Genomic DNA, 14595 nt, shown 5'->3' on the forward strand with positions numbered 1-14595 from the left:
AATGGTTCTCTGCTATGAATAGTTCAGTAAAGAGAACGGAGAAGAGCGTGTCCGACGACATGACGGGCAGGGTCGCGCTGGTGACCGGCGGCTCACGGGGGATCGGTGCCGAGACCTCCCGTGTTCTGGCGGCCAGTGGCGCGAAGGTCGCGGTGAACGGCCGCGACCGGGCGGCGATCGACGAGGTCGTCGCCGACATCACCGCGCGAGGAGGTACGGCGCTGGCCGTACCCGCGGACGTCACCGACGAGGACCAGGTGTCGGCCATGCGCGAGCGGATCGAACGCGAGCTTGGGCAGGTCGAGATCCTCGCCGCCTTCGCGGGCGGCTCCGGGGCGCCCGCCCCGACGGCCGACCTCGGGGCCGCCCGCTGGCGCGCGGTCATCGAGTCCGACCTGACCTCGGTCTACCTGACGGTCTCCGCCTTCCTGCCCGCCATGGTCGAGCGGGGCCGGGGCGCGATCGTCACCATGTCCTCGACGGCGGGACGCCACCCCGGCGGGGCGAACGCCGCCTACGCCGCCGCGAAGGCCGGGGTGGTGATGTTCACCAAACACCTGGCCAACGAGGTCGGCGGGTACGGCGTCCGCGTCAACTGCGTGGCCCCCTCGGCCGTGCTCAACGAGCGCATGCGGCGGTTCATGTCCGACGAGCAACTCGACGGGCTGGCCGCCTCCTACCCCCTGGGCCGCATCGGGCGTCCCGAGGACGTCGCCCAGGCCGTCCTGTACCTCGTCTCGGACGCCTCGTCCTGGGTGACCGGGGTCACCCTCGACCTGACCGGCGGCCGGGTGATCGTGTGAGCGAGACGACCGTACGGCGCAACGGTCAGGGCGGGCCTCCGCTGGGCGTCCTCGGCGTCGTGTTCACCGTGCTGTTCCTGGCCGGGATCATCGTCAGCACGATCATGGCGGGCGGCGCGACCTTCCCCTCGCCCTTCGGGGACGGGGTCGTCGACTACTTCAGGGAGAACGGGAACGCCGTCGCGGTGACGGGGTTCCTGCAGTTCGCCGCCTCGGTCCCGCTGGCCGTCTACGCCGCGACCGCCTCGGCCCGGCTGCACAACCTCGGCGTCCGCGCGCCCGGCGCCGTCATCGCCCTGACGGGTGGCGCGCTCGCCTCGGTCATGCTGACCATGTCCGCGCTGTTCAGCTGGGCGCTCTCCCGCCCCCAGGTGGTCGCGGAGCCCGGTGTGGTCCGCGCGCTGCACTTCCTCGCCTTCGCCACCGGCGGCGTCGGGCACGTCGTCTTCCTGGGACTGCTCATCGCGGGCGTCGCCGTACCGGGCTGGCTGGCCGGGCTGCTGCCGCGCCCGTTCGCGCTGACCGGCCTGGTGATCGCCGTGGTGGCCGAGCTGACCACCCTCGTCATCCCGCTGACCGGGCTGGCCGTGCTGCTGCCCGTGGCCCGCTTCGGCGGCATGGCCTGGCTGGTGGCCGCCGGATTCCTGCTGCCCCGCACCCGGACCCGCGGCAACGGCCGCTCGACCGTCACGAAGGAGACTCCATGAACACCGCGATGCTCGAAAAGCTCATCAGGTTCCAGCACCCGGAGAAGGTCCTCGGCTATCTCGGCGGGCTCGACGACACCCGCGTCGCCGCGCTCTTCGGTCTGGAGGTGGACGCCTACCTGCGGATACGGCACGACCACGAGGACCAGGTGCGCCGGACGGCGGAGGAACTGCTCGGCGACCCCGCGTTCGCCGAGAAGGTGGACAGGCTGCCCTTCGCGCCCGGCCTGCGCGTCGTGGCCGTCGGCGAGAGCACGACCGACGACCTGCTGTCCTGGTTCGAGATCCTGCGCCACCTCCTCGCCCTGCGGCGCCCCGGCGACGGGATCGTCCTGGTGAACACGGCCGTCTCCGGGCAGACGAGCACCCAGGCCCTGGCAGGCTCGCCCGCGGTGGCCTTCCAGCGGCCCGACTGGGTGCTGTGCATGCTGGGCGCCAACGACGTGCGGCGCTTCGGCGGCCCAGAGGGGCCGATCCTGGTCAGCCCCGACGAGACCGGCCGCACCCTGGGAGCGCTGCGCGACATCGTCACCGCGCGCACCGGAGCCCGCTGGGTGTGGGTCGCGCCGAGCCCGATCGACGACGCGCGGGTCGCGGCCTACCAGCCGTTCCTGCAGGGCGGTTTCTCCTGGAGCGACCGCGACCTCGACCCCGTCGGCGCCTTCCTGGCCGCCCAGCCGGAGCCCGTGGTCGGCAGCGGCCCCGCCGTCGCGAAGGAGGGCGCCCAGGCCCACCTCGACGACGGGGTGCACCTGTCCCTCGCGGGCCAGCGGGCCCTGGCCGTCGCCGTGGTCGAGACCCTCGCGGACCTCACGTGAGGCTGATCGTCTTCGGCGCGACGGGCGGCACCGGCCTGCAGGTCGTGGTCCGGGCCCTCGACGCCGGTCACGACGTCACCGCCGTCGTGCGGGACCCGGCGAGGCTCGGCGCGGGCGGCGTTGCGGGTGGCGGTGCGGGCGGGGACCCCCGGCTGACCGTGATCCGGGGCGACGTCCTGGAACCCGAGCCGTGGCGGCGGAACGTCGGCGGCCACGACGCGGTCCTGTCCTGCCTGGGCAGCAGGGACCGTAAACACCCCACGACCGTCTACTCGCGGGGCACGTCCAACATCGTCGACGCCATGCTCGGCACCGGGGTACGGCGGCTGCTGTGCCTGTCGTCCGCGGGCCTGGAGATCCCACCGGGCACCCCCCTGGCCCAGCGCCTGGTCACCAGGCTTGTCATCCAGCGCCTCTACCGGTACGGCTACGCCGACATGGCCGCCATGGAACGGCTCGTCAAGACGTGCTCCGTGGACTGGACGATCATCCGCCCGCCCATGCTCACCGACAAACCGGCGACCGGGCACCCCCGCGCCGCGGTCGACGGGCACCTGGAGGGGCTGCGCAGCGTCTCCAGGGCGGACCTGGCCGACTACATGATCGGGCACGTCGAGGACCGGGAGACCTGGGGAAGGACGGTCGAGGTCGGTTCGTGACCCGGTGTCCGGCCCCGCGACGGGGGTGGGCCGGAAACGGTTTCCCGGCGGCTCGTCGTCATCCCCGAACGAGGCGAGCCGCCGGGATCTCAACAAATCGACCCGTCGGGGCCACTGAATGAGGCGGGCTGTCAGAACCTCCGGATGAGGCGGGTCGCCGGGATCTCCGTACAAAGCGGCCGGTCAGGGCCTCCGAACGAGGCGGACCGCCGGGGCCTCCGAACGTGAGGAGCCCGGGTCCGAACGTGGACCCGGGCTCGAAGGACTCAGGCTCAGGTGAGCCTGGTGCCCGCGGACTTCAGGTGCCGGCAGGCCTCGGCGATACGGGTCGCCATGGAGGTCTCGGCCGCCTTGCCGTACGAGCGGGGGTCGTAGGCCTTCTTGTTGCCGACGTCGCCGTCCACCTTGAGCACGCCGTCGTAGTTCTTGAACATGTGGTCGGCGATCGGGCGGGTGAAGGCGTACTGCGTGTCGGTGTCGATGTTCATCTTGATCACGCCGTACGAGATCGCCTCGTGGATCTCCTCGAGCAGCGAACCGGAACCGCCGTGGAAGACCAGGTCGAAGGGCTTCTCCTTGCCGTACTTCGTGCCGACGGCCTCCTGGATCTCCTTCAGCACGCCGGGACGGAGCTTGACGTGGCCCGGCTTGTAGACACCGTGCACGTTGCCGAAGGTCGCCGCCAGCATGTAGCGGCCCCGCTCGCCCAGACCGAGGGCGTCGGCGGTGGCCAGGGCGTCCTCCGCCGTGGTGTAGAGCTTCTCGTTGATCTCTCCGACGACGCCGTCCTCCTCACCGCCGACGACGCCGATCTCCACCTCAAGGACGATCTTCGCGCGGGCGGCCTTGTCCAGCAGCTCCTGCGCGATGTCCAGGTTCTCCTCAAGCGGTACGGCGGAGCCGTCCCACATGTGCGACTGGAACAACGGGTCCTGACCGCGGGCGACGCGTTCGAGGGAGATGTCCAGCAGCGGCCGTACGAAGCCGGGAAGCTTGTCCTTGGGGCAGTGGTCGGTGTGCAGGGCGACCGTCACGGGGTACTTGGCCGCGACGACCCTGGCGTACTCCGCCAGCGCGGTCGCGCCGGTCACCATGTCCTTGACGGTGGTTCCGGAGAGGAATTCGGCGCCACCGGTCGAAACCTGGATGATGCCGTCGCTCTCCGCCTCGGCGAACCCTCTGAGCGCGGCGTTGAGGGTCTGGGACGAGGTCACGTTGATCGCCGGGTAGGCGAACTCACCGGCCTTGGCCCGGTTGAGCATCTCGGCGTAGACCTCTGGAGTCGCGATGGGCATCGGTGTCATCTCCCTAGAGACGGCGGTGAACTGCTGGCGCGGGGTCCGGCCGGGGCCAGGCCCTCAGCCAGTATTCCGGGTTCCTTCCCAGCCGGACAGTCCGGGCAACACTTGTGCCCGCGAAGATCTCTCGATCCGGGGGCTTTGCCCGGGTAGGCTTCACGCCGATGGACCTCCTGCATAACATCCTCGACCCGAAGTGGTGGCTCGGCCTGCTCGGCCCGTTCGCCACCATCGGCGTGCTCGGCATCATCTTCGCCGAGACCGGGCTGCTGCTCGGCTTCTTCCTGCCAGGTGACTCGCTGCTCGTCGCGGCGGGGGTGTTCAGCACGGCCGAGGCGGCCAAGGCCATACCCGGCCTGGAACCGCTCTCGTTCCCCGTGCTGCTCGTCCTGGCTCCCCTCTGCGCGATCGTGGGGGCCCAACTCGGCCACCATCTCGGCGCCAGATACGGCCGCAAGATGTTCGACCGGCCCGACTCCCGGCTCTTCAAGCGGGAGTACGTGGAGAAGGCCGAATACTACTTCCAGCGGTTCGGCCCGGCCAGGGCGGTGGTCATCGCCAGGTTCATCCCGATCGTGCGGACGTTCCTGAACCCCGTCGCGGGCGCGCTCGGCATGGACGCCAAGCGGTTCTTCCTGTGGAACTGCGTCGGCGCCGTGCTGTGGACCGACAGCATGTTGATCTTCGGCCGCCTGGTCGGCTCCGCGGTGCCCAACGTCGACAGGTACATCCTGCCGGGCGCCTTCGTGATCATCCTGCTGTCCATCATCCCGATCATTCGGGAGGTCCTGAAGAGCCGCAAGGAGGGCAAGGCCGTACAGACTCCGCAGGGCAGGCACCACCGGGGCTCGCCGACCGGCACCCCTGGTGAGCCCGGTCTCTGACCGTTCTCCCTCAGTCCGGCCGAAGCCCCTCCCAGGCCCGCTGCCTGCCGCTACTCTCCACACTGTGGGACGCCACAGGTCTGATCCGATGGGTATAGCGCGCCTCGGCCTCGCGGCTCTGGCGGTGCTGGCGCTCGTCTCCTTGGTCGTGATCGGCGTCAGGTCACTGTCGGGAGCGCTCTCCGTCGCGCCACCGAAGCCGGCGCCGACCGTCACTCCGCCGTCCCCGGTGCCCTCCTCCGCCTCTCCGCGGCGGGTGCCCACGGTCGTGGTGCGGTGTCTTCGGGAACGTTGCCCCACGGTCTTCCTGAAGGAAGCCGGGGGCGACGTGCTGATCAACCGGGAGATGGACGACGGCGAGCAGGTCCGTTCCTTCGAGAAGAAGCTCGAAGTGGTGCTGGCCGACTCCGCCGCGGTCAAGGTGCTGGTGAACGGGGAGGAGCGCCCCCCGGGCAGTCCGGGGAAGCGCCAGGAGTTCACCGTCTCCCGTGACTGATCAGGCCAGGCCGAGGTCCCCGAGGGTGTAGGCGGTCAGGTACGGCAGGCCGGCGGCGGCGATCGCCGAGGCCGCGCCACGGTCCACGATCGTGGCGACCGCGACGACCTCGGCGCCCGCCTCGCGCAGCGCCTCGACCGCCGTCAGCGGGGAGCCACCGGTCGTCGAGGTGTCCTCGACGGCCAGCACCCGCCGCCCGGCCACGTCCGGCCCCTCGATCCTGCGCTGCATGCCGTGCGCCTTCTGCGCCTTGCGGACGACGAAGGCGTCGAGCTTGCGGCCCCGCGCCGCCGCCGCGTGCAGCATGGCCGTGGCCACCGGGTCGGCGCCCAGCGTCAGCCCGCCGACGGCCTCGTAGTCGAGGTCCTCCGTGAGGTCCAGCATGACCCGGCCGACCAGCGGCGCCGCGTGCCCGTCGAGGGTCACCCTGCGCATGTCCACGTAGAAGTCGGCCTCCTTGCCGGAGGAAAGCACGACCTTTCCGTGCACGACGCCCTTGTCCTTGATCTCGGTCAGCAGGTTCTCGCGATCGCTCATGGCAACAAGGTTAGGGTGGCCGCCGAGAGCCTCGTGCGGCGGGCGAATCCACGTGCCGCAGGGGCCTCAAGAACGGGACAAACTGGTACGGTCTGCGTAAACCCTCCGGCGTATGGTCATGCGCGGGTCGAATCGTCGGGATTCACCCTCGGACGATCAGCGGCTTGATTACCCTGAGAAAGGGCCGCCTGTTCTGGTCTCTCAAGGGGTTCTTTCAGGCGTTTGTGAGCCGGAAGGGCCGGGCCACGCAAGAAAGGGCGGTTTCGCGTGGATCGCTGCGCGCTTTTCGTGGACGCTGGATATCTGCTGGCCGACGGCGCGATGGCGGTGCACAGTACCCGTCATCGGGAGGAGGTCTCGTGGGACTACCGGGGACTGCTCTCCCTGCTCAACGAACTCTCCAGGGAACGCACCGGCCTGCCGCTGCTGCGCTGCTACTGGTACGAGGCCACCGTCGAGGGCCGTCGCACTCCCGAGCATGACGCGCTGGCCGACCTTCCCGGACTCAAGCTCCGTCTGTCCCGCATCCGCCCCGGCCGCCGCGAGGGCGTGGACGCCCAGGTCCACCGCGACCTGATGACCCTGGCGCGCAACGGCGCGGTCTGCGACGCGGTCGTGGTCAGCGGCGACGAGGACCTGGCCCAGGTCGTGTGCGACGCCCAGGACTTCGGGGTCCGGGTCACCGTCGTGCACATCACCGCGGACGGCAGCTGGGCCGTCTCGCGCTCGCTCCGCCAGGAGTGCGACGACCTGATCGAGATCAGCGCCTCCCACCTGAGGCCGTACGTCACCGTGACGTCGAGCGTCTCGGTCGGCGTCGCGGTCACTCCCGCGGTGACCTCGGCGACGACGGAGACCCCCGCGCTGCCCACCGGCGGCAGGGCGAGCGCGAACGGGCAGACCCCCGTGGCCTCCCTCGGCACCGGACCCTCGCAGACCGGCCCCATGCCCGCCGTCCCGCCCTCGCGGGCCGCCCACGCGCTGCCCACCTACCCCGGCTACTCGACCGAGCCGCCCCCGCCCCCGGCGCCGCCCGTCCCCCAGCCGCAACCACAGCCCCAGCCGCAGCAGCAGGCCCCGACCCCACCCGTCTCGTCCGGCCAGGGCGGTTCGGCGGGCTCGCCGCAGCCGCCGTACGGCTCGGCGGGCACCGGCGGGCCCTCGGCCTACCGGCCGGGCCAGATGGGCGCCTACACCGGGCCGCATCCCGCGCCCGTCCCGCAGCAGAGCGCGGGCGGCAACGGCACGACCACCCTCTCCGAGGCGGTGAAGGCCGCGCACAAGGAGGGATACGACTTCGGCGAGTCCGTCGCCAAGGACGCCCCGGCCCTGTGGCTTGAGGCCGTGCTCGCCCGCAAGCCACGTATGCCCTCCGACCTTGAGGCCCGTCTCCTGCAGGGTTCCTCCCTGCCGATCGACTTCCTGTTGCACGACGAGGTCCGTCACGCCCTGCGCCGGGGCTTCTGGGACGCCCTGGAACGCGCCCGCCGCTAGGTTCCCGGCCTCGCCGGTTCTCACCCGGGGCCGGATCGCGGGCACCTCGGCCGTCGCGTGAAAGCCGCCGCCTGAAAACGGTGAGGCCGCCGGGGAGGTCCCCGGCGGCCTCATGCTCCGTGTCAGGAGAGGGCGTCGAAACCGGCCCTGAGGTGGTTGAGACGGTGGGAGAGGTCGGACAGGGGGCCGACGAGGTTCGGGTCGCCACCCTTGCGGGCCAGCTCGACGACCCGGGCGAGCTCCTCCTCAACGGCCGTCAGCCGCCCGGACAGCTCCGGCAGCACGGCCGTCTGGACGTCGGCCTCCCCCGGGGGGATCTCGGAGGCCAGCCGGTCACGGAGCATGAAGGCCTGCTCGGCCAGGCGGCGGTTCATGTTGTACAGCTCGACGAAGACCGCGACCTTGGCCCGCAACACCCAGGGGTCGAACGGCTTGGTGAGATAGTCGACCGCCCCGGCCGCGTAACTGCGGAAGGCGTAGTCGGGGGCGCTGTCCACCACGGTCAGGAAGATGATGGGGATGTTGCGGGTACGCTCACGGCGCTTGATGTGCGAGGCGGTCTCGAACCCATCCATGCCGGGCATTCGCACATCCAGCAGGATCAGTGCGAAATCCGTGTTGAGCAGGGCCTTCAACGCCTCCTCTCCCGATCTGGCCCGTACGGGCACGAGATCGAGCGAACTGAGGATCGCCTCAAGCGCGATGAGGTTCTCCTCCCGGTCGTCGACCAGGAGGATCTTGGCGCGGTCCGCCATCTACTGTGCCCCTTCGTTGGAGTCGTCCGCCGGCCTGCCCCTGGTGAGCCAGCCGCGCAGCCGTTCCAGCAGCCGGTCGACGTCCACAGGCTTGGGAACGTAGTCCGAGGCACCCGAGGCTATGCTCTTCTCCCGGTCGCCGCGCATGACCTTGGCGGTCAGCGCGATGATCGGCAACTCGGCGAACTGGGGCATCCGGCGGATCGCCGACGTGGTCGCCCAACCGTCCATCTCGGGCATCATGATGTCCATCAGCACGAGGGCGACGTCCTCGTTGCGTTCGAGCTGCTCGATGCCCTCCCGGCCGTTCTCCGCGAAGACGACCGTGGCGCCGTGCCGTTCGAGCACGCTGGTCAGCGCGAACACGTTGCGGATGTCGTCGTCCACGATCAGGATCTTGGTCCCGGTGAGCGGATCGTCACCCTTCCACGTCTTTGTCTCCTGCTTCGGGAAGTGCGAGACCGGCATCTCCTCCGGCATCGGGATCTCGGGCAGCTCCTCGGGCTCCTCGGCCACCCCCACGATCGTCTGGCCGCGCGGCAGCGTCTCGGAGACGGCGGCGCCGCCGTCCCGCGAGGCCAGCGGGCCGACGTAGGACGGCGGGAGGTACAGCGTGAAGGTGCTGCCCTGCCCGACCTCGCTGGCGACGTGGATCTCACCGCCGAGCAGACGGGCGATCTCCCGGCAGATCGACAGACCGAGGCCGGTGCCGCCGTACTTGCGGCTGGTCGTCCCGTCGGCCTGCCGGAACGCCTCGAAGATGAACTCCAGCTTGTCGGCGGCGATGCCGATGCCGGTGTCGATCACCTCGAAGGCCAGGGTGCCTTCGGCGCCGCGCAGGGTGTCGTCGACGTAGGGGACGTTCGAGGGGGCGCGGACGACGCGCAGCCGTACCTCGCCCTTGGGGGTGAACTTGATCGCGTTGGACAGCAGGTTGCGCAGCACCTGCTGCAGGCGCTGCTCGTCGGTGCGCAGCTCCTGCGGGACCGAGGGGTCGACCTCGACGGCGAACGACAACCCCTTGTCCTGCCCCAGCGGGGCGAAGGTCGCCTCGAAGTAGTCGACGAGCTTGGGCAGCGAGATGCGCTGCGGATGGATGTCCATCCGCCCCGCCTCGACCTTCGACAGGTCGAGGATGTCGTTGATCAGCTGGAGCAGGGCGGAACCCGCGCCGTGGATGGTCTTGGCGAACTCGACCTGCTGCACGGTGAGGTTGCCCTCGGCGTTCTCGGTGAGCAGCTTGGCCAGCACCAGCAGGCTGTTCAGCGGGGTGCGCAGCTCGTGGGACATGTTGGCCAGGAACTCGGTCTTGTAGCGGGAGGAGACCGCCAGCTGCTCGGCCCGTTCCTCCAACGTACGGCGCGCCTGCTCGATCTGGAAGTTCTGGATCTCGATGGCGCGGTTCTGCTTGGCCAGCAGGGCGGCCTTGTCCTCAAGCTCGGCGTTGGAGCGGCGCAGCTCCTCCTGCTGGCGCTGGAGCTCGTCGGAGCGTTCACGGAGCTCGGTGGTCAGGCGCTGCGACTCGGTCAGCAGGTCCTGCGTCCGGGAGTTGGCGATGATCGTGTTCATCGTGACGCCGATTGTCTCGACGAGCTGGTTCATGAAGTCATGGTGTATCTCACTGAACTGGCTGAAGGAGGCCAGTTCGAGCACTCCCAGGACCTGCGTCTCGAACAGGACGGGCAACACGATGATCTGGGCGGGCACCGAACTGCTCAACCCGGTGTCCACGGTCAGATATCGGGCGGGGACCTCCCCCATGAAGATGCCCTTGCCGTCCATGGCGGCCTGCCCCACGATGCCCTCGCCGGTCGCGAAGCGCTGCCTGATCCGTGAACCGGGGCGGGCGCCGTACCCGGCGATCAGGTGCAGGTCGTGGTCACCGGACGGGTCGGCGAGGTAGAAGGCGCCGTAGTGGGCCGCGACCAGCGGGGTCAGCTCGCTCATGATCAGCCTGGCGACCTCCATCAGGTCGCGGTGGCCCTGCATCAGACGCGAGATCCTGGCCAGGTTGGACTTCAGCCAGTCTTGCTCCTGGTTGGCCTTCGTGGTGTCGCGCAGGTTGGACACCATCGTGTTGATGTTGTCCTTCAGCTCGCCGATCTCGCCCCCGGCGTCCACGGTGATCGAACGGGTCAGGTCACCCCTGGCCACGGCCGTGGTGACCTCGGCGATCGCGCGGACCTGCGTGGTCAGGCGGCCCGCGAGCTCGTTGACGTTCTCGGTGAGCCGCCGCCAGATGCCCTCGACGCCCTCGACCCGGGCCTGACCGCCGAGCTTGCCCTCCGAACCCACCTCGCGGGCGACTCGGGTGACCTCGGAGGCGAAGGAGGACAGCTGGTCGACCATGGTGTTGATGGTGGTCTTCAGGGCCAGGATCTCGCCCTGGGCGTTCACGTCGATCTTGCGGGCGAGGTTGCCGTTGGCGACGGCGGTGGTGACCTCGGCGATGTTGCGGACCTGGTAGGTCAGGTTGTTCGCCATCGAGTTGACGTTGTCGGTGAGGTCCTTCCAGACGCCGGAGACGCCTCGGACGCGGGCCTGGCCGCCGAGCTGTCCCTCGGTGCCGACCTCGCGGGCGACGCGGGTGACCTCGTCGGCGAACATGGACAGCTGGTCCACCATCGTGTTGAGGGTGTCCTTGAGCTGGAGGATCTCACCTTGCGCGTCGGCGGTGATCTTCTTGGACAGGTTGCCCTGCGCCACCGCGGTCGAGACGGCCGCGATCTGCCGGACCTGCGTGGTGAGGTTGTTGGCCATGACGTTGACGTTGTCCGTCAGGTCCTTCCAGGTGCCCGAGATGCCGGGAACCTGCGCCTGACCGCCGAGCTGCCCCTCGGTGCCGACCTCGCGCGCCACCCGGCTCACCTCGGAGGCGAAGGAGGACAGCTGGTCGACCATGGTGTTGATGGTGGTCTTCAGCGCCAGGATCTCACCCTGGGCGTCGACGTCGATCTTCCTGGTCAGGTCGCCGTTGGCGACGGCCGTGGTGACCTCGGCGATGTTGCGGACCTGGTAGGTCAGGTTGTTCGCCATGAAGTTGACGTTGTCGGTGAGGTCCTTCCAGACGCCGGAGACGCCTCGGACGCGGGCCTGGCCGCCGAGCTGTCCCTCGGTGCCCACTTCGCGGGCGACGCGGGTGACCTCGTCGGCGAACATGGACAGCTGGTCCACCATCGTGTTGAGGGTGTCCTTGAGCTGGAGGATCTCGCCCTGCGCGTCGGCGGTGATCTTCTTGGACAGGTCGCCCTGCGCCACCGCCGTGGCGACGGAGGCGATCGCGCGGACCTGCGTCGTCAGGTTGCCCGCCATGAAGTTGACGTTGTCGGTGAGGTCCTTCCACACGCCGGAGACCCCGCGAACCTGCGCCTGACCGCCCAGCTCACCCTCGGTGCCGACCTCACGGGCCACCCGGGTGACCTCCTCGGCGAACGCCGAGAGCTGGTCGACCATCGTGTTGACCGTGGTCTTCAGCTCGAACATCTCGCCGACCGCGTCAACGGTGACCTTGCGGCTCAGGTCTCCCTTCGCGACCGCCGTCGTGACCAGCGCGATGTCACGCACCTGCGCCGAGACGCGGCTGGACATCGTGTTCACGGCCTCGGTCAGGTCCTTCCAGCTGCCCGACATGCCCCGCACGTTCGCCCGGCCGCCCAGACGACCCTCGGTGCCGACCTCGCGCGCGACCCGGGTCACCTCCGAGGTGAACAGTGAGAGCTGGTCGACCATGCCGTTGATCGCCTTGCCGAGGCGGCGCACCTCGCCCCGGGAACCGCGAACCAGGTCGATCCTGCGCGACAGGTCGCCCTTGGCCACCGCGTCGATCACGTCCGCGGCCCCGCTGACCGGGCCGACCAACGCGTCGATCAGAGCGTTCACCGAATCGACGCTCTCCGTCCACGAACCGACCCCGGGGCCGGGGGAGAGACGTTCACCGAAGCGACCCTCCCGCACCACCTCCCGGCGCACCCGGTGCAACTCGTTCGCGAGGTGCTCACGACGGTCGGCCACCTCGTTGAGCAGCAGGCGGATCTCGCTCAGGATGCCCGGCGGGGCATGCGGCACCCGGCGGCGGAAATCGCCATCGCGCCAGGTGATCAGTGTCTGGAGAATCGGCTGCAGGTCCGATTCGGTGTACCGTCGTTCTTCGACGCCAGACACGGTGTTGGCCGTGGTCATGAGACCTCCTTGACTCCCGGGGGGCGCAGCCGTGAGTCATCCCAGTCTGTCACGGTGCGCAACTCCGAGTCCCGCCTTCGATTTACCCCATGTCAGCAGCAAGTGTGGTAGGCACGGAACAGTGACGAACGCTCCCCGCGCCGTCCTGGCCGCGACATTCGCCCCAGGAGACACGGCCGTCCCGGCAGCCAGGCGGTTCACCATGGAGGTGATGACCGCCTGGGCGGCCGCATCCCTGCTCACGCCCGCCGAACGTCTGGTCGCGGAGTTCGCCGGCCAGGTCGGGGACGCGCCGTTCGAGGTCGTCTGGAGTCACCTCGGGAACGGCCTGCGGATCGAGGTGCGGCGGCAGGACGCCTCGGAGACGGCGTTCGAACGCCCGACCGTACCGGTGGAGGAGTGGGGCGTCACCTTCACCGACGACCAGCGTACCCACTGGGCGGTACTGGGCCTGTCCGGCGAGGCCGAGGGGCAGGCCGCCGAGTGGAAGGCGGAGGAACCGAGCCGCGGACCGCTCTGGATGGGTTTCCTGGCCAACGCCAGCGACCTGCTCGCCGGGACCCTCAACCCGGACATGGTGCCCGCGATCATCTCGCAGATCGTGGTGCCCCGCCTGGCCACCTGGTGCGCCGTCTACACCTGGAGTGACAACGGCGGCCCGCAGCGTCCCGCCTACCTGTGGCACACCGACGAACGCGGCATCGACGGGCTGCGCGAGGAGCTCGCCACCGTCCAGATACCGCAGGCGGGCGGCGCCATGCAGCTCGGCGACTGGCAGATGCTCGTCGTCCCGCTGCTGGCCAGGGGCAGGGCACTCGGCGCGATGTGCCTCGGTCGCCCCGACCACTTCGCCGAGGACGTCTTCCAGTACGCCGAGGACATCGGCCGCCGCGCAGCCCTCGCCATGGACAACGCCAGGCTCTACGCCACCCAGGCCGCGGCCAACCGGGCGCTCCAGCGCAGCCTGCTGCCTCCCGACGAACCCGGTGAGATCCCGGGCCTCGACCCGGCCGTCGTCTACGAGCCCGCCGGCGAGACCAACGAGGTCGGCGGCGACTTCTACGACCTGTTCGCGGCCGGGGACGACTGCTGGCGCTTCGCGGTCGGCGACGTCTGCGGCACCGGTCCCGAGGCCGCCGCCGTCACCGGCCTCGCCCGCCACACCCTGCGCCTGCTCGCCAGAGAGGGGTACGGCGTCGCCGCCGTCCTCGACCGCCTCAACCAGGCCATCCTCGAAGAGGGCGACCGTGCCCGCTTCCTGACCCTGCTGCACGGGGAGATCAAGCCGGTGCCGACCGGGCTGGACGTCTCCATGGTCTCCGCGGGCCACCCCGAGGCGCTACGGCTGCGGCCGAGCGGCGTCGTGGACACGGTGGTGACCTCCCAGTCGCTGCTCGGCGTCTTCCCCGAGGCGACGTTCAAGGCCCAGCTCGTCCACCTCGACCCCGGCGACGTCCTGCTCGCGGTGACCGACGGGGTGACCGAACGCCGCCAGGGCGGCAGGCTGTTCGACGACGACGGGGGACTGGCCAAGCTGTTCGCCGAGTGCGTGGGACTGTCCGCGCGGGCGGTCGCCGAGCGGATCCGCCGCGCCGTACAGGACTTCGCCACGGAACCCAGCGCGGACGACCTGGCGATCGTGGTTTTGCGAGCGCGTTAGCTTTGCGCCGCCTGCGGCGGCGCGGGCTTGGGCGCTTCGGGTCGGCGCTTTCCCTCGTCTCTCCGTCGCTTCGCTCCTGCGTTCCTCAGTCCAAGCGCCGACGCGCCCAAGCCGGACACTCCTCACGCACGGCACCGGTAAAGCAAAGCTGCGCCTCTTTGCGCCGCCTGCGGCGGCGCGGGCTTGGGCGCTTCGCGTCGGCGCTTTCCCTCGTCACTGCGTCGCTTCGCTCCTGCGTTCCTCAGTCCAAGCGCCGACGCGCCCAAGCCGACACTCTTCACTCCTGGCGCCGGTAAGACCACGGG

General features: G+C 70.0%; 12 protein-coding genes. 8 read left to right on the forward strand and 4 right to left on the reverse strand.

Features of this window, described 5'->3' with window-relative positions; translation table 11 throughout:
* Nucleotides 1–47 precede the first annotated feature (47 nt).
* Genes ACFYY8_RS14240 through ACFYY8_RS14255 form a run of 4 tightly spaced genes read left to right on the forward strand, consistent with a single transcriptional unit; the run spans nucleotide 48 to nucleotide 2987 of the window.
* Nucleotides 48–803 (forward strand): SDR family NAD(P)-dependent oxidoreductase, encoded by a 756-nt coding sequence (locus ACFYY8_RS14240; RefSeq protein WP_390040675.1) that lies wholly within the window; start codon nucleotides 48–50, stop codon nucleotides 801–803.
* The gene (locus tag ACFYY8_RS14245; protein WP_390040677.1) at nucleotides 800–1510 is read left to right on the forward strand and encodes a hypothetical protein; all 711 of its coding nucleotides are present in this window, start codon (nucleotides 800–802) and stop codon (nucleotides 1508–1510) included. Before ACFYY8_RS14240 ends, ACFYY8_RS14245 begins: the two co-directional genes overlap by 4 nt.
* Nucleotides 1507–2328: an SGNH/GDSL hydrolase family protein gene (locus tag ACFYY8_RS14250; RefSeq protein ID WP_390040679.1), complete on the forward strand. Its 822-nt coding sequence runs from the start codon at nucleotides 1507–1509 to the stop codon at nucleotides 2326–2328. The genes ACFYY8_RS14245 and ACFYY8_RS14250 overlap by 4 nt, the downstream gene beginning before the upstream one ends.
* Entirely contained in the window at nucleotides 2325–2987 is a 663-nt protein-coding gene (locus ACFYY8_RS14255; protein ID WP_390040681.1) for an NAD(P)-dependent oxidoreductase, read from the forward strand. The genes ACFYY8_RS14250 and ACFYY8_RS14255 overlap by 4 nt, the downstream gene beginning before the upstream one ends.
* A 272-nt stretch (nucleotides 2988–3259) precedes the next feature.
* Here ACFYY8_RS14255 and fbaA read toward each other — a convergent pair whose 3' ends face one another.
* On the reverse strand, nucleotides 3260–4282 hold the full coding sequence (gene fbaA / locus ACFYY8_RS14260; protein WP_390040683.1) for a class II fructose-bisphosphate aldolase: 1023 nt from the start codon (nucleotides 4280–4282) through the stop codon (nucleotides 3260–3262).
* Nucleotides 4283–4449: 167 nt separating this feature from the next.
* Between fbaA and ACFYY8_RS14265 the strand changes: the two genes are divergently transcribed.
* On the forward strand, nucleotides 4450–5169 hold the full coding sequence (locus tag ACFYY8_RS14265) for a DedA family protein (protein ID WP_390040685.1): 720 nt from the start codon (nucleotides 4450–4452) through the stop codon (nucleotides 5167–5169).
* 88 nt (nucleotides 5170–5257) lie between these two features.
* Nucleotides 5258–5665, forward strand: a complete 408-nt coding sequence (locus tag ACFYY8_RS14270) for a hypothetical protein (RefSeq protein ID WP_390040686.1) — start codon at nucleotides 5258–5260, stop codon at nucleotides 5663–5665.
* Here the strand turns inward: ACFYY8_RS14270 and pyrE are convergent, their stop codons facing one another.
* Nucleotides 5666–6202, reverse strand: a complete 537-nt coding sequence (gene pyrE / locus ACFYY8_RS14275; RefSeq protein WP_390040688.1) for an orotate phosphoribosyltransferase — start codon at nucleotides 6200–6202, stop codon at nucleotides 5666–5668. It abuts the gene before it with no gap.
* Nucleotides 6203–6469: 267 nt separating this feature from the next.
* On the opposite strand from pyrE, the gene ACFYY8_RS14280 reads away from it, so the two are divergent.
* Nucleotides 6470–7696, forward strand: coding sequence for an NYN domain-containing protein (locus ACFYY8_RS14280; RefSeq protein ID WP_390040690.1), 1227 nt, complete (start codon nucleotides 6470–6472; stop codon nucleotides 7694–7696).
* Nucleotides 7697–7818: 122 nt separating this feature from the next.
* Here ACFYY8_RS14280 and ACFYY8_RS14285 read toward each other — a convergent pair whose 3' ends face one another.
* Nucleotides 7819–8451: a two-component system response regulator gene (locus ACFYY8_RS14285; protein WP_390040692.1), complete on the reverse strand. Its 633-nt coding sequence runs from the start codon at nucleotides 8449–8451 to the stop codon at nucleotides 7819–7821.
* Nucleotides 8452–12630, reverse strand: a complete 4179-nt coding sequence (locus ACFYY8_RS14290) for a HAMP domain-containing protein (protein ID WP_390040694.1) — start codon at nucleotides 12628–12630, stop codon at nucleotides 8452–8454.
* 121 nt (nucleotides 12631–12751) lie between these two features.
* Between ACFYY8_RS14290 and ACFYY8_RS14295 the strand changes: the two genes are divergently transcribed.
* Nucleotides 12752–14290 (forward strand): PP2C family protein-serine/threonine phosphatase, encoded by a 1539-nt coding sequence (locus tag ACFYY8_RS14295; protein WP_390040696.1) that lies wholly within the window; start codon nucleotides 12752–12754, stop codon nucleotides 14288–14290.
* The last annotated feature ends 305 nt before the right edge of the window (nucleotides 14291–14595 follow it).

It is taken from the genome of Streptosporangium sp. NPDC001559 (genome assembly GCF_042893955.1).
Lineage (GTDB): Bacteria > Actinomycetota > Actinomycetes > Streptosporangiales > Streptosporangiaceae > Streptosporangium.

Excerpts from the sequence above, each read along its gene's own strand:
- ACFYY8_RS14250 (WP_390040679.1), top strand. The coding sequence starts at position 1,507 with ATGAACACCGCGATGCTCGAAAAGCTCATCAGGTTCCAGCACCCGGAG.
- fbaA (WP_390040683.1), bottom strand. The coding sequence starts at position 4,282 with ATGCCCATCGCGACTCCAGAGGTCTACGCCGAGATGCTCAACCGGGCC.
- ACFYY8_RS14265 (WP_390040685.1), top strand. The coding sequence starts at position 4,450 with ATGGACCTCCTGCATAACATCCTCGACCCGAAGTGGTGGCTCGGCCTG.
- ACFYY8_RS14270 (WP_390040686.1), top strand. The coding sequence starts at position 5,258 with ATGGGTATAGCGCGCCTCGGCCTCGCGGCTCTGGCGGTGCTGGCGCTC.
- pyrE (WP_390040688.1), bottom strand. The coding sequence starts at position 6,202 with ATGAGCGATCGCGAGAACCTGCTGACCGAGATCAAGGACAAGGGCGTC.
- ACFYY8_RS14285 (WP_390040692.1), bottom strand. The coding sequence starts at position 8,451 with ATGGCGGACCGCGCCAAGATCCTCCTGGTCGACGACCGGGAGGAGAAC.
- ACFYY8_RS14290 (WP_390040694.1), bottom strand. The coding sequence starts at position 12,630 with ATGACCACGGCCAACACCGTGTCTGGCGTCGAAGAACGACGGTACACC.